The organism is Phaeobacter sp. JH204B (genome assembly GCF_048055755.1).
Lineage (GTDB): Bacteria > Pseudomonadota > Alphaproteobacteria > Rhodobacterales > Rhodobacteraceae > Phaeobacter > Phaeobacter bryozoorum.
This window is the reverse complement of sequence record NZ_JAYMXF010000009.1, coordinates 164,232-187,122: the sequence shown is the minus strand read 5'-3', so window position 1 is coordinate 187,122 and position 22,891 is coordinate 164,232. Positions and strand designations below refer to the sequence as shown.

The window sequence follows — 22,891 nt, the reverse complement described above, 5'->3', positions numbered from 1 at the left end:
GGCCAATAACGCCAAAAACCTGAGGAAACGCACCACCGATGGGACTTCTCTTTCGCTGGCTCCTGCGCCTTGCCGCCGCTTTGATTCTGCTTCTGGTGATGGGGCTTGGTCTGGTCTATTTCCTCGCCGCGCAATCCCTGCCCGACTACGACAAGGAGATCACCCTGCCCGGCCTCCTCGCACCGGTGGAGATCGTGCGTGACAATGCCAATGTGCCGCATATTTTCGGCAGCTATGGCGCCAGCGATGAAGATGTCTATTTCGGTCTCGGCTATGCCCATGCGCAGGATCGCCTGTGGCAGATGACCACCCTGCGCCGCACCGCCATGGGCCGCCTGTCGGAGATCTTTGGCAGCCGCACCGTACAGGTCGACACGCTGATCCGGCGGCTGGACATCTACCGGCTGGCGCAGCAGTCGGTCGCCGCGCAGACGCCTGAGACGATGACCGCCCTGCGCGCTTATTCCGCAGGGGTCAATGCCCGGCTGCAAGAGATCAACGAGGATGCGCTGGGGCGCGGCGCACCTGAGATGTTCCTGTTCAATGTGCCCATGGCGCCCTGGCAGCCCGCCGACAGTATCGCGGTTATGAAACTGATGGGCCTCAAGCTATCAGGGCACATGCAGGAGGAAATCCTACGCGCCCGTACCTCTCTGGCGCTGCCGGATCCCAGCCGACTGAAGGACATCCTGCCCGATGCCCCCGGCAATGGCGTGGCGGCCCTGCCGGAATATGCCGCGCTGTTTCCACAGCTGCCCCGTCATGCCAGCACCAGCAGCGATGGCAGCCAGACGCTGCCCTTCATGCCGATTGCGCCGCGCGGGCTGGCCGGCGCCTCCAACGCTTGGGCTGCGGCACCCAGCCGGTCGGCGGCGGGCGGCACGCTGCTTGCCAATGATCCGCATCTGGAGCTGACGGCACCCGGTCTGTGGTATCTGGCGCGGCTGGAACTCGGCACCGGCGGTGTCATCGGCGCCACCATTCCCGGCATTCCCGCTGTGATCTCCGGCCGCTCGAACCTGCTGGGCTGGGGGGTGACCTCCTCTTATATGGATGATCAGGATCTGTTCATCGAACAGCTGAACCCGGACAATCCCGAGGAATACAAGACCGCCGACGGCTTCAAGCGGTTCACCAGCCGCCCTTCGATCATCAATATCAAGGATGAGACGCCGGTCACCCTGACCCTGCGCTGGACCGACAATGGCCCGGTGCTGCCCCGCTCGCTGTTCGATCTTGCGTCGATCACACCGCCCGGTCATGTGGTCAGCCTCGGCTGGACCGGCCTTAGCGGGCAAGACACCTCGATGAGCGCCGCACTCGAGCTGATGCGGGCCAATACGGTCGCAGAGGCGATCGCAATCGGCGAAGGCTATTTCGCCCCCTCTCAGAACCTGACCCTTGCCGACAGGACCACGGTCGCGCTCAAAACCGTGGGCGCCATACCGCAGCGCGACGCACGGCATCAAAGCCAGGGCCGGATGCCGAGCCAGGGCTGGCGCCCCGAGAACCAGTGGCAGGGCCGCGCACCCTATGCCGCCAACCCGGAATTTGTCTCGCCCATCGGCGGCATTCTCGGCAATACCAACAACAAGCTACTGGACCGCCCCTTCCCCAACCATGTGTCCCACACCTGGGGCGATACCCAGCGGATCAACCGCTGGAAAAAGCTCATGCAGGACCGCCAGGTCCATACCCGTGACAGCTTTATCGAGGCACAGCTCGACACCGTGTCCTATACCGCGCGCACCCTGCTGCCGCTGATTGGTGCCGATCTGTGGTTCACGGGAGAGGCCGCCCCCGAGGGTACCCGCGAACGTCAGCGCCAGATCGCCCTGACCCTGCTGTCAGAGTGGAACGGTGAGATGAACGAACATCTGCCGGAACCGCTAATCTATGCCGCCTGGGTTCGGGCTTTGCAGAAACGCCTGATCACCGACGATCTCGGCCCGCTGGCTGCTGAGTTCACGCAGGTCGATCCGCTGTTCCTTGAACGGGTCTTCCGCGATGTCGAAGGCGCCTCGGTCTGGTGCGATATCCGCCAAAGCGCACCTACAGAGAGCTGCACCGAATTGGCCCGCCTGGCCGTTGATGATGCACTGATCTGGATCGAAGAAACCTATGGGACCGCATTGGAATCCTTGCGCTGGGGCGATGCCCATCAGGCCACCCAGAACCACGAAGTGCTGGGCGACGTGCCCCTGCTGCGGGTTTTTGTAAACATCCGTCAGTCCACCAGCGGCGGCGACAACACGCTGCAACGCGGGCTGACCTCCGGCAAAGGCGAGCACCCGTTCAGCAACGTTCACGCCGCCGGCTATCGGGGGGTCTATGATTTTGCCGATCCTGACAGCTCCGTTTTCATCACCGCCACCGGCCAATCCGGCCATTTCCTGTCGCGGCACTACGACGACATGTCCCAACTCTGGCGGCGCGGCGAATATATCCCGATGTCACTGGACGAGGATTTGGCCCGGGCAGCAGCCGTTGGTATCACCCGGCTGATCCCCGCGGCCCCCGCGGAATGAGGCGGGCGATCCGGCGCCCGTCGCTAAACGTATCTGGTTCAAAACAAAATACCCCGCAACCGGTCCGGTTGCGGGGTATTTTCTAGACGAACTGCGCGACCTGATCAGAGCGCCGCGAAGCGATTCTTCTGTGTCTCGGTCCACAGAACAGTCAGCTCAAACCCGGTATCGGTCTGGGTTTCGCTTTGCACAACATCCTGTTCAAACAACCAGGCACGCTGCTTTCCTTGCGCGAATGTCAGGGTGATATCATCCTCATGCCGGATCAGCCGCAGCTTGTCGGTGATATCCGCCAACAGCCCATCCAGCCCCTCGCCGGTGATCGCAGAGATGGCATGAATGCCCTCTTCACGCTCCGCGCGCTGGCGGCGGGCCTCGGCCTCTTCCTCATCCAGAAGATCAAGCTTGTTCCAGACCTCAATCCGCGCACGGCTGTCATCAACCCCGAGCGAGGTCAGAATGCTCTCGACATCCGCCGCCTGGTTCTGGGTCTCATCATGGCTGATATCGCGTACATGCACGACCACATCGGCGGCCAGCACCTCTTCCAGCGTTGCCCGGAACGCAGCAACAAGCTCGGTCGGCAGATCAGAAATAAACCCAACCGTATCCGACAGGATGATTTCCGGCCCATCCGGCAGCTCAACCCGGCGCATGGTCGGATCCAGCGTGGCAAAGAGCATGTCCTTTGCCATCACCTCGGCACCGGTCAGCCGGTTGAAAAGCGTCGATTTTCCGGCGTTGGTATAGCCCACCAGCGCCACAATCGGATAGGGAATCTTGGCCCGTGCTGCGCGATGCAGCGTCCGGGTTTTCACCACCTTGCCCAACTGCCGGCGCAGCCGAACAAGCTGCTCGTCAATGGCGCGCCTGTCGGCCTCGATCTGGGTTTCGCCGGGTCCGCCGACAAATCCCAATCCGCCACGCTGCCGCTCCAGGTGGGTCCAGGCCCGCACCAGTCGCGTGCGCTGATAGCTGAGTGCCGCCATTTCAACCTGCAACACCCCCTCACGGGTGCGCGCTCGGTCCGAGAAGATCTCGAGGATCAGCCCGGTCCGGTCAAGGATTTTGACCTTCCAGGCCTTCTCAAGGTTGCGCTGCTGAACCGGCGACACCGGGCCGTCGATCAGGACCAGCTCCACCTCTTCGGCCTGGAACATCGCCTTCAGCTCTTCGATTTTCCCGGATCCAAACAGCATCCCCGCATGCGCCTTTGGCAGGCGCACGACGGCCGATCCGATCACCTCGATGTCGGGCAGAGCCTCGGCCAATGACACGCCCTCAGCAAGGGCGGACACCGGATCGCGGCGATCGCGGTCTGATTTGATATCGGGATGCACCACCCAGGCACGGGTGGGCGTCCGGTCATGCTCCATCAAGAGGCGTCTTCACCTTCATACAGGCTGATCGGCTGGGCAGGCATGATCGTCGAGATGGCGTGTTTGTAAACCAGTTGCGACTGCCCGTCCCGACGCAGCAGGACACAGAAATTGTCAAACCATGTGATCACACCCTGCAACTTTACGCCGTTGATCAGAAAGATGGTGACCGGAACCTTGGTTTTACGAACGTGGTTCAGGAAGGCATCCTGAAGATTCTGTCTGTCCGAAGCCATTATTATTATCTCGCCTTTGTTCTTGTCGCGCTGCGGACCAGCGCCCCGTTAATGAATACTATGAACGCAGATAGTCGGAGTTTCCACCCGAAAATTACTCATATGACGTCCACGGTAACCATGATTGATCAGCTGCGCCAGAGGTTTGGTGTCATAAGGGCAATGATCGCCAATGTTTCGAGCCGTCCCAACACCATGGCAAAGCACAGGATCAGTTTTGCGCTGGCTGTCAGATGGATCAGTGCGATGGGTTCGGATCCTGCGACCTCGGTCAGCGGGCCGGTTGTGGACAGGGTCGCAATGGTCAGGATCAGCGCCTGTTCGAAATCCGAACCAACTGCGGCCAGGCTGATGCTGATCACCGCCAGTGACAGCGCAAACAGCATGAAGAACACCCAGGCAACAAAAGCCCCGTTGCGTTGCAGTCGCCGATTGCCCTTGCCCTCGTTGCTGACGGAGGACGGATGCACCAGCCGTTCCATCTCGCGCAAGCCGTTCAGATAAAGCGCATAGACCCGCAGCAGTTTCACTCCGCCTGCCGTGGTGGCGACGCCGCCGCCGATCACCGCAAGCCCCAGTAGGATCATGCCCGGCGTATCCAGCCCCGACCATTGGCGGGCGGTTTCCCAGTCGGCGCTCTCGAACCCGGTGGTCGACAGGAAAGACAGCACGGTAAAAGTCGCCCCCCACCATGAGTGCAGCCCCTGCATCAGATCACTGGTGGTTGCGACATCAAAACTGGCGATCCAATGGCGCAGGAACAACAGCAGAGGCACGCCAAAGACGATCAGCAGGCCGATGCGGAACTCCGGGTCGCGATCCAACCGGCTATGGCCGCTGGTCACCGTATCGGTCGAAAACGTCAGCCGCGACAGGGCAAAGAACATGAACAGGAACATCACCATTTCCCCGGCGATACCACTGGCGCCATTCTCCACCCCGCCCACCGCCGAGATCCCGGAGGTGGCCAGCACCGACATCGCATGTCCCAGCGCAACAAGGGCGGTCTCGCCCGTGATGATCAACAGGATCCACAGTACCAGCGTCAGCCCGGCATAAAGCGGCGCCAGGGTTTTGGTCACCACCACCAGTTTGCGACGTGGATCAGCCCGCTGCATATGGAGCGGCGTCTCGGTGCCGCGTCCCGGCTCCCCCCGCGCGGTCACCTCAAATCCCCCCAGCGACAGCGGCGCCAGAATGGCCGAGGCCGCAACCCACATCAGCAGCCCACCCAGCCAGCCCACCATGGCCCGCCACAGATGTACGCTCGGCGGCAGGCGGTTGGGATCGGCAAATACATCCGCCCCGGTGGTGGTGATCGCGCTGACCATATCGAAATAGGCGTTGAGATAGCTGGTGTTGCCCAGGGCATCCTGCACCGGAACCGCCAGGAATGCGGGCAACACGGCAAAGCTCGCAAGCAGCGAGGTGAGCTGCCCCGGCATGCTGTACCGTGGCATCCGGTTGCCCATCGACAGCCCGACCAGCACAACCAGCATCAATCCCAGCACACCGGAATAGAAGAAACTGCGCGAGGTCTGGTGATCATCCAGGATCAGCGCGTGAACGGCAGGCACCCACATCGCCAGCGCGGCCACCATCAGGATCAGCAGAAAGAGCGGCAGACGCAGCAGGCCGCCTGTCTTTTCCATCGGCTGTTTGCGATGACGCGCCATGTTAGAAGAAGTCAATCGAGACCTGCATCAGGCGCTCAACCTCCGGCACATCCGCAGCCATGGCAAAGAGCGCGATCACATCGCCCTCCTCGATCCGCATTCCTCCGGTCGGCCGCATCACCTTACCGTTCTTGCTAACGGCGCCGACCAGCACCCCTTCGGGGAACGCGATGTCGCGGATCATCTGCCCGGCCATGGGAGAGGTCGACATCACCTCGGCCTCGATCACCTCGGCCTCGGCATCGCCGATGGAATAGACCTGTCGCACCCGGCCATAGCGGATGTGGCGCAGGATCGAGCTCACCGTTGTGGCCCGCGGATTGATATAGGCGTCGATCCCCAGCGGCGCCATCAGCGGCACCAGCGTCGGATCGTTGATCAGTGCAATCGCCAGCGGGCAGCCTTCGGCCTTGGCCCGCACAGCGGCCAGCATATTGACCTTGTCGTCATCGGTGACCGCCAGCATGGCGTCGGCCCGGTCGATCCCCGCCTCGATCATCAGGCTGCGATCCAGACCATCGCCGTTCAGCACGATGGTTCGCTCCAGCGTCTCGGCGGCGCGTTCGGCACATTTGCGGTTGCGCTCAATCATTTTGGCACGGGTGCGCCCAGTCCGGGCCTCCAGCGCCTTGGCCACCTCAAGCCCGACATTGCCGCCGCCAACGATCACAACGCGATCCTGACGTTTCTGTTGTTTGCCAAATACTTCGATTGTGCGGCTCACGTCATCAACATGGGCAAACACATAGGCGCTGTCCCCCACAAACAGCTGATCTCCCGGCTCTGGCGCAAACAGGGTGCCATCGCGGCGAATGCCCACAACGATGGCCCGCAGCGTCGAAAACAGATCCGTCAGCTGTCGCAGCGGCGTGTTGACCACCGGACAGTCCTCGTCAATCTGCACCCCCAGCAGCTGCGCTTTGCCGTCCATGAACATCTCTGTATCAAAGGCGGCAGGCGCCGAAAGACGCTGCATCGCAGCCGCTGCCACCTCGCGCTCGGGGCTGATCACCACATCAATCGGCAGGTGGTCGCGGCGGTAGAGATCCGAATAAATCGCTTCGAGATAGCTTTTTGAGCGCAGTCGCGCGATCTTGCGCTGGATCGAAAAGACCGAATGAGCCACCTGGCAGGTGACCATATTGACCTCATCCGAATGTGTGGCCGCAATGATCATGTCTGCGTCACGGGCACCGGCGCGGGTCAGCACGTCCGGGTAGGAGGCAAAGCCGGCAATCCCCTGCACATCCAGCGTATCCGTCGCGCGGCGCACCAGATCGGGATTGTTGTCCACCACGGTCACGTCATTGTGCTCCCCCGACAGGTGCCGGGCGATTTGCCAGCCGACCTGACCTGCGCCACAGATAATAACCTTCATGTGCTTGTTCCTCAGGGCGCTGCTGCGCGAAATCGCGCGTTTTGAATGACAGAAGCCGCCGGAACGGTCAATTCAATTGTCTTACCGCCCGTTCTGGCGCACAATCAAAGGATGTCCATAAGAAATCATATGCTTGCCGCACTGCTGGTGACATCAGCGCTGGCGGCCTGTGGCCCGGTTCCGGTCTATTACCGCGCCGGTGCGGATGTGGCCCGGCGCGATGCGGATCTCCTCGCCTGCGAGGTCAGCGCCCTGCGCGACGCCCCGGTGGCCACCCAGATCCGCCAGCACCCGCCAATCTTTCGCCCCGGTGGCGAGGTTTGCCGCAACGGGCGTTGCTATCACCGGGCCGGCTATTGGGAGGATGGCGGCATCTATACCGTGGATGTCAACGCCGATCTGCGCCAGCGGGTCGAGCGGTCCTGCATGGCCGCGAAGGGCTACGAAAACATCGCCGTAAAACGCTGCCCACAGTCGGTGGCGGATGCCGTCGGGGCGCGGCGCGCCGCAACCCTGCCTCAACTCAGCCAGACCTCCTGTGCGATCGAACGCCGTGGTCAGTCGCCACAAATTGTGGCGACGACGCCCTAAGGCTCAACCACGGCGTACCGAGCTTTCAGTCAGGAAACCCTGACAACCCACTGAAAAGCAGGGGATATGGCCTGAATCAGACCATATCCTCTTCGGTTTCCTTCTCAACATGCGCGATCCGCGCGCCTGCCTTGTTCGAGGTGACAACCCCCAGCGATTTCAGTTTGCGGTGCAAGGCAGAGCGTTCCATCCCGACAAAAGATGCGGTGCGGCTGATATTGCCGCCAAAGCGGTTGATCTGGGTCAGCAGATATTCGCGTTCAAACGCCTCGCGGGCCTCCCGCAGCGGCAGCGTCGCCAGCGCCCCGGAAAGCACAACCCGGCTCTGGTCATCAACCGCTTCTTCATCGCGGGGCAGATCCTTTGGCTCAATCGGACCGCTGCTTTCGCCAAGGATCAGAACCCGCTCCACCATGTTCTTCAACTGCCGCACATTGCCCGGCCACAGCATGGTCTGCATCAGGGCAATGGCATCCTCGCTGAGCTTGCGCAGCGGCAGGCCCTGGCTCTGGTTGAAATGCGCGATGAAATGATCCGCCAGCAGCGGAATATCCTCGCGCCGGTCGGCCAGCGAGGGCACCGGGATCGGCACCACATTCAGGCGGTGATAGAGCTCCTGACGGAAGCGATCCGCCTCAATCTCGCGCTCCAAGTCTTTGTTTGTCGCGGAAATAACCCGCAGGTCAACGCGTACCTTATCGGCCCCGCCAACCCGCTGGAACTGCTGATCCACCAGCACCCGCAGGATCTTTGACTGGGTCCCAAGCGGCATATCCGCCACCTCGTCAAAGAAGATCACGCCGCCATGCGCCTGTTCCAGCAGCCCGGGCTCAACTCCGCGTTCGGCGCTTTCCCGACCAAACAGCACCTCTTCCATACGGTCCGGCTCGATACTGGCGCAGTTCACCGTCACAAAGGGGGCCGAGGCGCGATTGGACTGGGTGTGAATATAGCGCGCTGCAATCTCCTTGCCGCTGCCCGCAGGCCCCGTCAGCATCACCCGGCCGTTGGACTTTGTCACCTTGTCCAACTGGCCAATCAGCGCACGATAGGCCGCAGAGGCCCCGATCATCTCGCTCACGCCGGCATCCTGACGCTTCAGATCGGAGTTTTCGCGGCGCAGCTTCGAAGCCTCCATCGCGCGGCGAATAACCACCAGCAACTGGTCGATATTAAAAGGTTTTTCGATGAAATCATACGCGCCCTGCTTGATCGCGGCGACGGCAATTTCAATATTTCCATGGCCGGAAATGATCACCACGGGGATTTCCGGGTTGTCGCGTTTCACCACCTTCAGGATGTCGATCCCATCCATCTGGCTGTCCTTCAGCCAGATATCGAGGATCAGGAGCGCCGGCGGCTCGGCGTTGAGCGCGGCCATGCATTCCTCAGAGCTGCCGGCCTTGCGCGTTGCATAGCCTTCATCCTCAAGGATATCGGAAACCAGCTCACGGATGTCGCGTTCGTCGTCAACAATCAGAATGTCACTCATGTCAGACCTGCTTTCACTGTACTCTTATTGGGGGCTGCCGCCTCATGTGCGGCAGGCAGGCGGATCACGGCCATGGCGCCATAATGGGCCTGACCTTCGAACACCGGTGCGTCTTCCAGCACCAGCGTTCCGCCGTGTTCTTCGATGATCTTCTTGACGATCGGCAGGCCGAGGCCGGTGCCTTCGTCACGGGTGGTCACATAGGGTTCAAACAAACGGGCACGGTCTTCTGGCAGACCGATGCCATTGTCGGCGATGGTGACCTCATAGCCGGTTTTCGTCGAGGTGACGGCAATGCGAATTTCCGGATCCAGATCCGGCACGCCACCTTTTTGCTTCAGGGTTTCAACGGCTTCGCCCGCGTTCTTGATCAGATTGGTCAAGGCCTGGCCGATCATGGTTGCATCCAGATCGGCAAGCATCGGTTCGGTGGGCAGATCGGCGGTGATGCGCAGATCAGGCTGGCCTGCCCGTTGCAGGGTCACCGCATCGCGCAACAGCTTCACCAGATCCTCTTCGCGGCGCTCCGGCTCCGGCATCCGTGCGAATTTTGAGAACTCATCAACAATGCGGCGCAAGTCATTGGTCTGGCGCACGATCACATCTGTCATGGATTGCAGGAGATCGCTGTTCTCCTCACCCAGCTTGGGCGCGAATTTGCGTTTGATACGCTCGGCACTCAGCTGGATCGGGGTCAGCGGGTTCTTGATCTCATGGGCAATCCGACGGGCTACATCGCCCCATGCCGCCATCCGCTGGGCGCTGACCAGGTCGGTGACATCGTCAAAGGCAACCACATAGCCCTCAAGCCGCCCCTCCTCGCTGCGCCGTGGCGACATCCGCACCAGCAGGTTCTCCAGCTGCCCCTGGCGCGTCACCTTGACCTCATCCTGCACCACATCGGCGCCGGTTTCGCTCAATTCCACAAACAGCGGCCCAAACTCCGGCACGGCCACAGCCAGCGCCAGCGACTGACGATCGCCATTCCAATCCAGCAGGCGCTCGGCGGAGCGGTTCACAAAGGTCACCCGCCCCTCAGGGTCCAGCCCGACCACACCGGAGGTCACCGACATCAGCACGGAATCAAACAACCGGCGGCGGCGTTCGATCTGGCGGGTGTTCTCAAGCAGCGTGTCGCGCTGCTCGCGCAGCTCCAAAGTCATCTGGTTGAAATAGCGCCCCAGCTGCGAAATCTCGTCATCGCCGTCGTCTTCGGGCACCTGCACGTTGAGGTTGCCCGCCCCGACCCGGCGCGCCGCAATCGTCAGCCGTCCGACAGGCCGCGACAGCCGTTCGGCAAACCACATGCCCAGCCACATCGCCGCAAGGATCAGGATCACCGCAAACCCGAGGTACAACAGCACAAAGTCAAACAGAACCCGCCCGCGTTCGCTCTCCAGCTGCTGGTAGAGATGCGCGGTTTCCTTAGTGTCATCCAGGAGGCTCAGCAACTCACCGTCCACATCACGGCTGACATACAGGAAGCGGTCGACAAACGCATCCAGCCGCACCAGCGCCCGCAGTTCGCTGTTTTCCCAGTCCTGGATCAGCGTAACCCCGTTAAACGACGCCTTGCTGATGTCAGTGGCGCGCGGCTCTTCAAAGTCAAACTCATAGGAGCGTTCGCCACGGGCCCGGATGGCCCCGGCCCCATCCACCACATAAGCCTCCTGAAGGCCGCGTTGGATCTGCAATTGCCCCTGTGTCAGCACCTGGCGCAGCTGCCCGTCGCTGATGAAGAAATTGCGGTTCCGGCTGTTGTCGATATAGCGCGCCAGCGCCACCGCATCCTCCGACAGGTCGCGCTGCTGCTGCTCCTGATAGGCCTCAGCGGCGGCAAGAGAACTTCCCACGACCTGACGGACCCGGTCCGAAAACCAGCCCTCAAGGCCCACGTTCACGGTCAGCCCGGCAAACAGCGCCACAATCACGGTGGGCGTCAGCGCCAGAAAGGCGAAGGCCCCGATCAGCCGCAGATGCAGCCGGGAACCCGCGGATTTGGCCCGTCGGGCTGCGATCAACCGCCCAACCTGCGTCAGGACCAGTGCCGCGACAGCCAGCACATAGATCAGATCAGCCAGCAGGATCAGCCGCAGCGACAGCGAGGCGACCCCTTGCGAGAACGGGCCGATGATCAGAAATGTCGAAAGCGCCAGCACAGGCCCCAGAACAACCAGCCCAAGCGCGCCGACATTGCGTGCCCTGCGGGTTCTGCGCCAGCGGTCAAGGGCCGCAAATGGCCCGTATGCCGAGCGAAGATGTGACCTCTGCGCCACGTACCGTCCCCATCCTGATGTGCGACCATTCTGGCCGACCGCCACATATCGTGATCGTCACCAGCGCGAACGCTGATCTGCCACGGTTCTGTGGCTATATTACATCAGTTTGCGACGGCGTGTCACCTCAATATCAAGGTCGGTGATCTTCTTGCGCAGCGTATTGCGGTTAATACCAAGTAAATCCGCACATTTTGCCTGATTTCCGCCGGTCATCGCGAGCGATAATTCAATCAAAGGGGTCTCAACCTCCCGCATCAACCGGGCATAAAGGCCGGGTGGCGGCAGCATATCGCCGTGCAGATCGAAATAGCGCTGCAAATGGCGCGCCACTGATTCCGACAGTTTCTCGGTACTGAGGGCCGCACCGCTGGCTGCCAGCGGCTCCCCGCCCGATTGCGCGCCCAGCGCACCGTTGACTTCATCCAGGCTGATGTCCTCGCTGCGGGCGGTCAGCGCCAGACGCCGCATCACATTCTCCAGCTGGCGCACATTTCCCGGCCACGGGAACTGCCGCAGCGGTTCGCGCGCTGCCTCGCTCAACCGGCGGTGCGGTGCGCCATCATTTTCGGCCCGCGTCAGGAAATGCGCGCAAAGCAGCGGAATGTCATCCACCCGCGCCCGCAGCGCAGGCACGGGGAGCTCCGTGCCGCTGATCCGGTAATAGAGATCCTGTCGCAGCCGTCCGGCCTCCATCGCTGCGGTCAGATCCTGCTGGCTGGTGGCGATGAAACGCGGCTGGTGGTCTCCGGGGGCATCCATCATGCGAACGACGCGTGCCTGTGCCTCCTCGGAGAGATCTGCCAGCTCATCCAGCAGCAGCGTGCCGCCACGGGCCTGCGCCAGCAACTGCGCCGGACCATCGAGCGAGGCGAGATCAGCCGCCTCAGCCCTGACAAACGGCAGGGTGCGCCGATCCGAAAGATCATGCATGGACCGCGCGATCAGGGATTTTCCAGTGCCGCTCTCGCCGGTGATCAACAGCGGGATATCGGTGTTCATCACCCGCGCCACCAGACGGTAAAGTGTCTGCATCACCTCGGTGCGCCCCACCAGTGGCAGGTCCTCATGGGTCTCGCCGCTATGAAGGCCGAGATCGCGCGCGCCCTCCCCCTGCGGCGTCGAACGCCCCTGCCCCTGCGTTTGCCGCCGCTCCGTCAGCGCCTTGGCAGTCCGCTTCATCAGCTCCGGCAGGTCGAACGGTTTGGGCAGGTAATCATAGGCCTCGGCCTCAGCCGCCTTGATCGCTGTCATGATGGTGTTCTGCGCCGAGATCACGATCACCGGCAGCCCTGGCCGGTCATCGGCGATCTTGGGCAGCATCTCCAGCCCATTGCCATCCGGCATCATCACGTCGGAGATGACGACATCACCCTTGCCCTCGCCAACCCAGCGCATCAGCGTCGTCAGAGAGGAGGTCGCATGCACCTTGCACCCGGCCCGCGTCAGGGCCTGTGTCAAAACCGTGCGGATAGTGCGATCGTCATCTGCGACCAGAACGGTGCCGTCCATGATGTGCTACTCCTTGGGTGCGTCTGCGGTATGGTTGGGATCATGTGGAAACGGTGCCGGGCGTGGCGCCGTCGGCACGCGCGACAGCGACAGGCGAAACACCGTCTGCCCGGGTTCGGAACTGACCGTGATCCAGCCCTGATGATCGGCAATGATCTTGCTGACCAGCGCCAGTCCCAGACCAGTGCCATTCTCGCGGCCAGAAACAAACGGATCAAAGATATCATCGCGGATCGCCTCAGGCAGACCCGGACCGTCATCGGAAATCTCAATCTGCAGCGGCAACAGCTTGCCCGACCCATCACTGCGCCGCAGGCGGAACGAATGCTCATAGAAGGTACGGATGCGAATGGTTCCACCACCGGGATCGGCGGCCTCTGCTGCGTTCTTCAGCAGGTTCAGGACCACCTGCAACAGCTGGTCCCCATCGCCCCAGGCCATCGGCAGCGAGGGGTCGTAATCCTCGATGATGGTCATCTGCGCACCAAACCCCAGCAAAGCAGAGCGGCGGGCCCGGTCCAGCACATCATGGATATTGACCTCCTGAAAGGCCGGGGCCGAGAGATTGCCGAATTGCTCCACCTGTTCCAAGAGCTTCACGATCCGCCGACTTTCGCTCACGATCAGATCGGTCAGCTCCAGATCATCCCCCGACAGCCCCATGGACAGCAGCTGCGCCGCACCGGTGATCCCTGCCAGCGGGTTCTTGATCTCATGGGCCAGCATCTCGGCCATACCGATTGCGGATTGCGCGGCGGATTTGGCCGAATGATTCTGCGTCAGTCGCCCGGCCAGCTCGCGCGGGGAGAGCAGGATCAGCATCCCCCCCTGAACGCCCTGCACCCGCGCCACCTGTACATTGCATTGCAGCGGCGCCCGCCCGGGGGTGCCGACGTCGATATCGTTCACAAACAGCGGCGTGCCATTGTCGCGGGCGCGCTCCACCGCCTCGTCAATGGCCGGGGCAATGATCACATGTTGCCAGATGCCCTGGCCCAGCAGCGCCTTGCGCGAGGTATTGAGGAAGCCCTCACCGGCGGAATTCACATCCGCAATCCGGGCCTCGCGATCTATGACAAAGGCCGGGATCGGCAGCGACGCCCAGAGCGCGCTGTCTGCACCGTTCCAATCGACCTGCGTGGCGCCGGTTTTTCCGCCCTCTGCCTGTGTCATGCCGCTTGCCCGCCCATGGTTTGTGGTCCAAGATCCGGCCCAGCGCCCCCGGTCAGCGCCGAAGGCAGGAGGCTGAGCACCGTCTTGGGGTCCTTGGCTGTCAGCACCTCCCGGCGCAGCTGAGCAGGAGTGGCGGCCTCATCCATATACCAGCCCAGATGTTTGCGTGCGACCCGCAGGCCCAGATCCACGCCGTAAAAGGCGATCATCGCCTCGTAATGAGCGCTGACCATCTGAACCAGATCCGAACCGGTCGGCACATCGGGGGCTGCACTGCCCCAGATGTCATGCGCCACCTCAGCCAGCAGCCAGGGCTTGCCCTGCGCCCCGCGCCCAATCATCACGCCATCCGCACCCGAGAGTGCCAATGCACTGCGGGCGGTGGCCGTATCCACGATATCGCCATTGGCCAGCAGCGGAACCGTCAACGCAGCTTTCACTGCTGCAATGGCCTGCCAATCTGCATTGCCCTTGTAGAACTGACACCGGGTGCGGCCATGGATGGTGACCATCTGCACCCCGGCCTCCTGCGCGCGATAGGCCACATTGGCGGCGTTCAGACAGCTGTCGTCCCAGCCAAGCCGCGTCTTCAACGTCACCGGCACCGAGACCGCAGCCACCACCGCCTCAATCAGCGACAGCGCATGATCCGGTGTCTTCAGCAGGGCCGAGCCGGAATAACCATTGGTCACCTTCTTGGCCGGGCATCCCATATTGATATCAATCAGCTTTGCGCCCCGGCTTTCCACCTGCCGCGCGGCCTCTGCCATCCAATAGGCATCGCGCCCGGCAATCTGCACCGCCGTATTCTCCACATCCGCACTCAGCTCGGCCCGTTCACGCACGCCGGGCTTGGCCTGCACCATTTCCTGACTGGCAACCATCTCGCTCACCATCAGCCCGACACCAAAGCTGCGCACCAGATCGCGAAACGGCCGATCGGTGATTCCAGCCATCGGCGCCAGCGCGATGGGAGGGGTCAGAGAGGTGGAACCGAGAGTGAAGGACAACTGCCTAATCCTTGTGCATATGTGGTGTTTCTATCCGAAGCAGCCTCTATGCGACAATGAAACCCCTGGCGGCAAGGCTGCTTCTTTTGGCAGTTGCCTAATTTTTAGGCACTTTACCCAGGGTGACGCGCTGCCATTGCCTCCCCTTGCATCACCTCCTAAACATTTGCGACCCAAGAAAGAGCCATCCCATGCCGTCTGCCCCCCTACCCACCGCGCCGGTTTCCACCGCAGCTGATCCTGCGTCCCACCAGACCGCAGCGTTGATTGTTGCCGCAGGCAAGGGCCTGCGGGCCGGCGGCGGTCTGGCAAAACAATGGCGCCCCCTGATGGGACGCCGGGTAATCGACTGGACCATTGATGCCTTCCTACGCGCAGGCGTTCAGCGGATTGCCCTCGTTCTCGCTGCTGAGGATACCGATCACTGGCAGGAGTTTGCTTCGCGCGCGGAGCTGCTGCTCACAAAGGGTGGCGGCACAAGGGCGCAGTCGGTGGCCAACGGGGTGGAACTGCTCAATCAGCACGGGCTCCACAGGGTTCTGATCCATGATGCCGCCCGCCCCTGTGTCTCTCCCCGGGTGATCCGCGATGTGATGGCCGCGCTTGATAACCATCCGGCCGCCGCCCCGGCGCTGGCGGTGACCGATGCGCTGTGGCGCGGGGATGGTGGGACGGTTACCGGCACCGAGAACCGCGACGGCCTGTTTGCTGCCCAGACCCCGCAAGGCTTTCACCTGCCGCAGATCCGTGCCGCCCATCAGCAGCTTGCCGCATCCGGCGGCGACGCTGCAGACGATGTGGCCGTGGCCCGTGCAGCAGGGATTGACGTTGCCATCATTCCGGGCGACCCAGACAATATCAAAATCACCCGCCCGGAGGACTTTGACCGGGCTGCGCGCATATTAGGGGGCGACATGGATGTAAGGCTTGGTAATGGCTATGATGTTCACCGGTTCGGACCGGGGGATGAGGTCGTGCTCTGCGGTGTGCCCGTGGCCCATGATCGCGGCCTTCAGGGCCATTCTGACGCCGACGTCGGGCTGCACGCCATCACCGATGCCCTCTATGGTGCGCTGGCAGAGGGCGACATAGGTCGCCACTTCCCGCCCTCGGATCCCCAATGGAAAGGTGCCGCCAGCGATATCTTCCTGCGCCACGCCGCCGAACTGACCCGCTCCAAGGGCTATCAGATCTCCAATGTGGACTGCACGCTGGTCTGTGAGTTCCCCAAGATCACGCCCCATGCCCCCGCCATGCGCGCGGCGGTGGCCGAGATCCTGTCGATTGATATCTCCCGCGTCTCGATCAAGGCGACCACCTCCGAACGGCTTGGCTTTACCGGTCGCGGCGAAGGCATCGCCGCCCTCGCCACCGCCTGCGTGGTGAAATCATGAAACGCTCGCGCCTCGCCTTTCTGATCGGCACCGTGGGCGGCATCGGCTACATGCGTCCGGCACCCGGCACCTGGGGGTCGCTTGCTGCGCTGCCCATGGCTTTTGTCCTGCACCAGCTGGGCGGATTCCTCCTGCTGGCGCTGGCAACCGTGATCTGCATGGTGGTCGGCGTCTGGGCGGCGGAGGCGATGACCCGCAACCGCGAAAACATGGATCCCTCCGAATTTGTACTGGATGAGGTGGCAGGCCAGTTTGTTGCCCTCTGGGCGATTTCCTATCCCGCCTGGGCGCATGACATTGCCATCACTGCACTCTGGCCCGGCTGGATAGCCGCCTTTGTGCTGTTTCGCCTGTTTGACGTGTGGAAACCCGGCCCCGTTGGCTGGGCCGACCGTCAGAAAGGGGCCACAGGGGTGATGATGGATGATATTATCGCAGGCATCCTTGCTGCCATCGGTGTCGCCGCGCTGGCTGGCCTCACCCATGGTGTACTGGGCCTGTAAATTGCAGAGGTAAGTCCATGGACGCGTCCGACATCATCCGCAAGGCCAGCGCAAAAGGCCTGACCATCGCCACCGCAGAGAGCTGCACCGCCGGTATGATCGCCGCTGCGCTCACCGATGTGCCCGGCTCCTCGGCGGTGGTTGATCGGGGCTATGTCACCTACTCAAATCGCGCCAAGCAGGAGATGCTGGGCGTGCAGGCCGCGACACTCGAGGCTCTCGGCGCGGTCAGCGAGGAGGTCGCGATCCAGATGGCAGAAGGCGCCCGCAGCCGCGCCCGTGTCGATATCGCGGTGGCCGTGACCGGGATCGCAGGCCCCGGCGGCTCCGAACACAAACCCGAAGGCCGCGTCTGTTTTGCGCTGGCAGCCGGGGACCGCAGCACCCATGTCGAAACCGTCGATTTCGGCGCTCTTGGCCGCGACGCGGTGCGACGGGCCACCCGCGACTATGCGCTGACACTGATCCGACAGGTGCTCTGAACCCGCTGACGCAAATCACCGCCCATCTGCCGCAATTTCATATTCTGTGCGCAGATTGAGCAGCACCCCCTCGATTGTGCTCATTTTTTCGGCACTTTGACAAAAGCCCGCTTTTTTAGCGCCAACATCAAACCTGCCGCTTTTTTCAACGCTGCAACTCCGCTTTGTCAGGCCTCAGATAGAAATCAGCCTGAAATGCGGAAGGAACGGCGATGAACGCAGCCGATACAGCTTGGATTATTGTGGCCACGGCCCTTGTCCTCTTTATGACTTTGCCGGGGCTAGCCCTGTTCTACGGCGGGCTTGTCCGTGCCCGCAATGTGCTCAGCGTGTTCATGCAGTGCTATGCGATTGCCTGTTTGATGAGCGTTCTATGGCTCGCCTTCGGCTATTCCATCGCCTTTGGCAGCGGCACCTCCGGCATCTGGGGCGGGCTGGACAAGATGTTCCTGTCCGGCGTCACCGCCGATAGCCTCTCCGGCACCCTGCCCGAGGTTCTGTTCTTTGCCTTTCAGATGACCTTTGCCATCATCACGCCCGCGCTGATCGTCGGCGCCTATGTCGAGCGCGTCGGCTTTGGCTTTGTGCTGGTCTTCTCCGGCCTCTGGATGCTTCTGTGCTACGCGCCGGTGGTGCATTGGATCTGGGGCGGCGGCATGATGGCCGATGGCGGCATCTTTGGGGAGACTGGCGTGCGCGACTTTGCCGGTGGTATCGTGGTCCATGAAACCGCCGGTCTGGCTGCGCTGATCATCGCCGTCTTCCTCGGCCCGCGCAAAAACCGCACCACACCGCCGCATAACCCCGGCTATGTCTTCATCGGTGCCGCGATGCTTTGGGTCGGCTGGTTCGGCTTCAACGGTGGCTCGCAGCTGGCCGCCGACGGCGGTGCGGCAATGGCGCTGACCGTGACGCATATTTCTGCCGCGACGGCCTCTCTCACCTGGGCGCTGTGGGAAAAGATCAAATACGGCAAGGCCTCAATGGTCGGTCTGGTCACCGGCACCATCGCGGGGCTGGCCTCAATCACGCCGGCCTCTGGCTTTGTCGGTCCGGTTGAGGCGCTGATGATTGGCGCTGTCGCGGGTATCCTCTGTCAGGAAGCCGTGAATCTGGTGCGCAATGTGCTGAAGATCGACGACACGCTTGATGTCTTTGCCGTGCACGGTGTCGGCGGCATCTTTGGCACCATCATGATCGCGCTCTTTGGTCAGGGCACCTGGCTGGCACAGCTGGGCGGTCTTGCGATCGTCGGTATCTTCACCGCCGTTGTGACTGTTGTTCTGGTCAAGGTTACCGCCGCGATCACCCCGCTGCGCGTCGATCCGGAGACCGAGACAAACGGCTTGGACATCTCCGTCCATGGCGAACGCGCCTATGATATGACCAGCTGAGGACGCAGCACCAGCCGCCATAAAAAAGAAACGGGCCTGCATCGCGGGCCCGTTTTCTTTCAATAACTTACAATGCGTTCCTGATCAGCCATACAGCTCCGCCGCGCGCCGCTCAAACGCCCGCACGATCCGCTGCATCGCTTCGTTGAAGACCACACCAATAATGCCCTGCAACACTGCGTTCTTGAACTCAAAATCCACGAAGAAGGACACGTCGCAGCCGCCATCCGCACGGTCGGCAAAGGCCCAGTTCGACTTCATATAGCGAAACGGACCGTCCAGATATTCGGTGTCGATCTTCTTATCCTCGGCGTAGAGCGTCACGCGGCTGCCAAAACGCTCGCGGAACACCTTGAAGGAGATCACCAGATCCGCCTCCATCACCTCCGCGCCCCCCTGCGGCACCCGGCTACGGATCCGCGCCGCCGCACACCAGGGCAGAAACTTCGGATAATCCCCGACATCAGCCACCAGATCATACATCTGCTGTGCCGTGTAGGGCATTGGCCGGGTTTCTGAATGGGTAGGCATGAGTGGCGCATTTCCTGCTATGATCATCCGGCGTCATGTCATATGAACGCGCGGGAATTTCAAGGGGGCACCCATGACACAGCGGCCATATGTCATCGATGTGATGATCTCAGCCAAGGCCATTGCGGCCCGGATCGAAGAGCTTTGCGCCGAGATCCAAGACGAATTTCAGGGCACCGACAAACTGGTGGTGGTGGGGCTGCTGCGTGGCAGCTTCGTCTTTATCGCAGATCTCGTGCGGGAACTTGACCTGCCGATCGAGGTCGATTTCCTTGAGGCGTCCTCTTATGGGGACGCGATGGAAAGCAGCCGGGAGGTGCGCATTCTCAAGGACTTGCGCGGCGCAATTGAAGGGCGCGACGTGCTGGTTGTCGAAGATATCGTCGACACCGGTCATACCCTGAACCATGTCACCCATCTGCTGCGCAGCCGTCAGCCTGCACGGTTGAAGTCGATCGCGCTGCTGGACAAACCATCACGGCGTGAGGTCGATTTCCGCTCTGACTGGATCGGCTTTGAGATCCCGGACGAATTTGTGGTGGGCTACGGAATCGACTACGCGCAGCGCAACCGCAACCTGCCCTTCATCGGCAAGGTCCGCTTCACCGATGAGGGCTAAGCGCCGCACGGAACTGCCCGGCCGGTATCAGAGCACCGAGAAAGGCGCGCAGACACCGCGCCTTTTTTCATGCGCGAGGGAACCGGCGGCCCCTTGCCGATTGTCGCACCCCGGTCAGCACAAAGCAGCGCAGGCGATTTGCCAAAACCGGCAGGCTCCCCCATGTCTTGGTCAAAGCAGAGATCACGAGGAGATCCGCCATGACCATGAAATACCTTGCCGCCGCGGCCACTGCCGCCGCGCTGAGCCTGACGCCCGCCCTTGCCCCGACCATCGCCAATGCGGCGCCGCCAAAATGGGCTCCCGGCCATAATAACAGCGCCGCCCATTACGCGCCTGGGCAAATCAAGAAACAGTATAAGAAGCGCCACAAGACGCGGGAGCGCATCAGCGGCGACTATATCTATGTCGACGATTACGCGCGTTGGGGTCTGGCACCACCGGCTCCCGGCCACCGCTATGTGCGCAAGGATGACCGCATCTATGAGGTGGTGCGTGACACGCTGGCAATCGTAGGGGCCGTCGCACTGGTCGAAGCCCTGACAAACTGACGGCTGAGCGGGTTGAACAGGTCCGCGCAAGGGCCTGTTGCAACACGCTAATCGCTCAAAATCTCGGCGATAACCTCGGCAAAGATGGCAACCCCGACCGGGATTGCCGCATCCGGGAAATCATAATCGGGATTGTGCAGCTGCGGCTGATCCATGCCGGAGCCGAGCCAGAACATAGCTGCCTTGGCCTGCTTGCCAAACTGGCCAAAATCTTCGGACCAGCGCTGTGGCTGCGCCCGCATCCGAACTGCATGGCCTGCGCGCGTGCAGGCGCGCCGCAGCAGCGTCACCGCCTCGGCGTCATTGGTGCAGGCCTCGAACACATCATCAAACCTGATCTCACAGCCAAGGCCGCTCTCAAGGCAGGTGCTCTGAACCAAAGTCGTGGCGGCCGTGATCAGCTCCGCCATGCGCGCATCATTCACCGTGCGCAGCGTGGCCCAGACCTCCCCTTCGCCGGGAGCGATGCCAAACGTGGCCTGCCCCAGTCGCGCATGGGTCAGCGTGACCAGCGCGTAATCGGGGCCAAGATCCCCACCACCCCCCAGCGCGACCAGCCCCGGAAGCAGCTGCGCCATGGCAGATGCAGGCGAAATTCCATCCTGCGGCGCCGCCGCGTGAGAGGTCCGGCCAGTTAGCTGCACCCGCATCCCCCGCGAGGCACAATTGGCGGCACCCGCGCAGAGCGCAATCTCCCCAACCGGCAGCCCCGGCAGATTATGCAATGAAAACGCGTAGTCAGGCGCGATAGTGGCAAAGGCCGGGTCGCCGATCACCGCAGCGGCCCCCTTGCCGGTCTCTTCGGCCGGCTGGAACAGGAGCACCACCCGCCCGCGAGACGGGCGTCGGGCTGCCAGATCGTCTGCCAGCGCGGCGACCATCACCATATGGCCGTCATGGCCGCACAGATGGCCACGCCCGGCATGGCTGGATCTGTAGGGCTGCTCCGACAGCTCCTCGATTGGCAGGCCATCGAGCTCGCAGCGGATCATGACGGTCGGCCCCGCCTGTATGCCCTGATAGACTGCAGCAACGCCATGGCCGCCGAGCCCGGTCAGCAGCTGGTCCGGCTGGTACTGGCGCAGATAGCGCGCCACCACCTCCGCCGTCTTCTCCTCGGCACCCGAAACCTCGGGGATCTGGTGCAGGCGATGGCGCAGCCCGGTCAGCCGCGCCAGACGCTCCGGTGTCATGCCTGGCCGAGCTTGGCGTTCCGCGCCGCACGCAGCCGGGCAAAATCATCCCCCGCGTGATAAGATGACCGCGTCAGCGGCGTCGCCGATACCATCAGAAAGCCCTTGCCATAGGCGGCTTTCTCATAGCTCTCGAATTCTTCCGGCGTCACAAAACGGTCCACCGCATGGTGCTTTGGCGTGGGCTGAAGATATTGGCCGATGGTCAGGAAATCGATATCTGCGGCGCGCATATCGTCCATCACCTGCTTTACCTCCTGCGCATTCTCGCCCAGGCCGACCATGATGCCGGATTTGGTGAAGATCGCAGGGTCCAGCTCCTTTACCCGCTGCAACAGCCGCAGGGAGTGGAAATAGCGCGCGCCCGGGCGGACACCGGGATAGAGACCGGGCACGGTTTCCAGATTGTGGTTGAACACATCCGGGCGGGCCTCCACCACGGTTTCCAGCACCTCAGGGGCGCATTTCAGGAAATCCGGTGTCAGGATTTCGATCGTGGTTGTCGGGCTGCGATGGCGGACCGCGCGAATGGTCTGGGCGAAATGGTCTGCACCGCCGTCTTCCAGATCGTCGCGATCGACGGAGGTGATCACAACATGGTTGAGGCCAAGTTTCTGCACCGCATGGGCGACGCGACCCGGCTCAAACGCATCCAGCGTGTCGGGCCGGCCGGTGGCGATATTGCAGAAGGTACAGCCGCGGGTGCAGATTTCACCCATGATCATCATGGTGGCGTGGCCCTGGCTCCAGCATTCGCCAACATTCGGGCAGCCGGCTTCCTCACAGACCGTGACGAGGTTGTTCTCACGCATGATCTTATGCGTTTCCGCGTAGCCTTTGCCCCCTGGCGCCTTGACCCGGATCCAGCTCGGCTTCTTCGGCTGAGCATTGTCAGGACGATGCGCCTTTTCCGGGTGGCGTTGCTCGGGGATTTTCAGATCTCGCACGTCGATGTTCCCTTGCGGCAATGGTC

Annotated in this window: 20 protein-coding genes; 8 read left to right on the top strand and 12 right to left on the bottom strand. The window is 62.2% G+C overall.

Annotated features, from left to right (window positions below):
* Window positions 1-38: 38 nt before the first annotated feature.
* A complete protein-coding gene (locus tag VXL81_RS05010) occupies window positions 39-2,528 on the top strand; it encodes a penicillin acylase family protein (protein ID WP_416553167.1) in 2,490 nt (829 codons plus the stop codon).
* 104 nt (window positions 2,529-2,632) lie between these two features.
* On the opposite strand, the gene hflX is transcribed toward VXL81_RS05010, so the two are convergent.
* The 4 genes from hflX to trkA form a co-directional block, all read right to left on the bottom strand.
* Window positions 2,633-3,904 carry a GTPase HflX gene (hflX, locus tag VXL81_RS05005; protein ID WP_416553165.1) on the bottom strand — a complete coding sequence of 424 codons (1,272 nt, stop codon included), beginning with the start codon at window positions 3,902-3,904 and terminating at the stop codon, window positions 2,633-2,635.
* On the bottom strand, window positions 3,904-4,143 hold the full coding sequence (hfq, locus tag VXL81_RS05000) for an RNA chaperone Hfq (protein WP_008204623.1): 240 nt from the start codon (window positions 4,141-4,143) through the stop codon (window positions 3,904-3,906). The genes hflX and hfq overlap by 1 nt, the downstream gene beginning before the upstream one ends.
* Window positions 4,144-4,271: 128 nt before the next feature.
* A complete protein-coding gene (locus VXL81_RS04995; RefSeq protein ID WP_340546316.1) occupies window positions 4,272-5,819 on the bottom strand; it encodes a TrkH family potassium uptake protein in 1,548 nt (515 codons plus the stop codon).
* Window position 5,820: 1 nt separating this feature from the next.
* On the bottom strand, window positions 5,821-7,197 hold the full coding sequence (gene trkA / locus VXL81_RS04990) for a Trk system potassium transporter TrkA (RefSeq protein WP_340545497.1): 1,377 nt from the start codon (window positions 7,195-7,197) through the stop codon (window positions 5,821-5,823).
* 129 nt (window positions 7,198-7,326) lie between these two features.
* Here trkA and VXL81_RS04985 point away from each other — a divergent pair, with 129 nt between their 5' ends.
* A complete protein-coding gene (locus VXL81_RS04985; protein ID WP_374015281.1) occupies window positions 7,327-7,788 on the top strand; it encodes a hypothetical protein in 462 nt (153 codons plus the stop codon).
* A gap of 76 nt (window positions 7,789-7,864) precedes the next feature.
* Here VXL81_RS04985 and VXL81_RS04980 read toward each other — a convergent pair whose 3' ends face one another.
* From VXL81_RS04980 to dusB, 5 genes are all read right to left on the bottom strand, one after another.
* Complete coding sequence (locus tag VXL81_RS04980) at window positions 7,865-9,280, bottom strand: sigma-54-dependent transcriptional regulator (protein WP_340545495.1); 1,416 nt, start codon at window positions 9,278-9,280, stop codon at window positions 7,865-7,867.
* Window positions 9,277-11,556 (bottom strand): ATP-binding protein, encoded by a 2,280-nt coding sequence (locus VXL81_RS04975; RefSeq protein ID WP_416553163.1) that lies wholly within the window; start codon window positions 11,554-11,556, stop codon window positions 9,277-9,279. The genes VXL81_RS04980 and VXL81_RS04975 overlap by 4 nt, the downstream gene beginning before the upstream one ends.
* Before the next feature lie 99 nt (window positions 11,557-11,655).
* Window positions 11,656-13,068 (bottom strand): response regulator, encoded by a 1,413-nt coding sequence (locus VXL81_RS04970; RefSeq protein ID WP_340545493.1) that lies wholly within the window; start codon window positions 13,066-13,068, stop codon window positions 11,656-11,658.
* A 6-nt stretch (window positions 13,069-13,074) separates the two neighbouring features.
* Entirely contained in the window at window positions 13,075-14,241 is a 1,167-nt protein-coding gene (locus VXL81_RS04965; RefSeq protein ID WP_416538717.1) for a two-component system sensor histidine kinase NtrB, read from the bottom strand.
* On the bottom strand, window positions 14,238-15,251 hold the full coding sequence (gene dusB / locus VXL81_RS04960; protein WP_416538716.1) for a tRNA dihydrouridine synthase DusB: 1,014 nt from the start codon (window positions 15,249-15,251) through the stop codon (window positions 14,238-14,240). Before dusB ends, VXL81_RS04965 begins: the two co-directional genes overlap by 4 nt.
* A 191-nt stretch (window positions 15,252-15,442) precedes the next feature.
* On the opposite strand from dusB, the gene VXL81_RS04955 reads away from it, so the two are divergent.
* From VXL81_RS04955 to VXL81_RS04940, 4 genes are all read left to right on the top strand, one after another.
* A complete protein-coding gene (locus tag VXL81_RS04955) occupies window positions 15,443-16,645 on the top strand; it encodes a bifunctional 2-C-methyl-D-erythritol 4-phosphate cytidylyltransferase/2-C-methyl-D-erythritol 2,4-cyclodiphosphate synthase (protein WP_416553161.1) in 1,203 nt (400 codons plus the stop codon).
* Window positions 16,642-17,148: a phosphatidylglycerophosphatase A gene (locus VXL81_RS04950; protein ID WP_340545489.1), complete on the top strand. Its 507-nt coding sequence runs from the start codon at window positions 16,642-16,644 to the stop codon at window positions 17,146-17,148. Before VXL81_RS04955 ends, VXL81_RS04950 begins: the two co-directional genes overlap by 4 nt.
* A gap of 17 nt (window positions 17,149-17,165) precedes the next feature.
* A complete protein-coding gene (locus VXL81_RS04945; protein WP_416535989.1) occupies window positions 17,166-17,630 on the top strand; it encodes a CinA family protein in 465 nt (154 codons plus the stop codon).
* A 212-nt stretch (window positions 17,631-17,842) separates the two neighbouring features.
* Complete coding sequence (locus tag VXL81_RS04940) at window positions 17,843-19,024, top strand: ammonium transporter (RefSeq protein WP_340545487.1); 1,182 nt, start codon at window positions 17,843-17,845, stop codon at window positions 19,022-19,024.
* An 84-nt stretch (window positions 19,025-19,108) separates the two neighbouring features.
* Here VXL81_RS04940 and VXL81_RS04935 read toward each other — a convergent pair whose 3' ends face one another.
* A complete protein-coding gene (locus VXL81_RS04935) occupies window positions 19,109-19,555 on the bottom strand; it encodes a type II toxin-antitoxin system RatA family toxin (RefSeq protein ID WP_340545486.1) in 447 nt (148 codons plus the stop codon).
* Window positions 19,556-19,628: 73 nt separating this feature from the next.
* Between VXL81_RS04935 and hpt the strand changes: the two genes are divergently transcribed.
* Together hpt and VXL81_RS04925 are read left to right on the top strand one after the other, a co-directional pair.
* Window positions 19,629-20,174 (top strand): hypoxanthine phosphoribosyltransferase, encoded by a 546-nt coding sequence (hpt, locus tag VXL81_RS04930; RefSeq protein ID WP_340545485.1) that lies wholly within the window; start codon window positions 19,629-19,631, stop codon window positions 20,172-20,174.
* A 200-nt stretch (window positions 20,175-20,374) separates the two neighbouring features.
* A complete protein-coding gene (locus VXL81_RS04925) occupies window positions 20,375-20,725 on the top strand; it encodes a hypothetical protein (protein ID WP_416553159.1) in 351 nt (116 codons plus the stop codon).
* A gap of 47 nt (window positions 20,726-20,772) precedes the next feature.
* Here VXL81_RS04925 and VXL81_RS04920 read toward each other — a convergent pair whose 3' ends face one another.
* Together VXL81_RS04920 and lipA are read right to left on the bottom strand one after the other, a co-directional pair.
* Window positions 20,773-21,918 (bottom strand): amidohydrolase, encoded by a 1,146-nt coding sequence (locus tag VXL81_RS04920; protein WP_416553157.1) that lies wholly within the window; start codon window positions 21,916-21,918, stop codon window positions 20,773-20,775.
* Window positions 21,915-22,865 (bottom strand): lipoyl synthase, encoded by a 951-nt coding sequence (lipA, locus tag VXL81_RS04915; RefSeq protein WP_340545482.1) that lies wholly within the window; start codon window positions 22,863-22,865, stop codon window positions 21,915-21,917. The genes VXL81_RS04920 and lipA overlap by 4 nt, the downstream gene beginning before the upstream one ends.
* Window positions 22,866-22,891 lie beyond the last annotated feature (26 nt).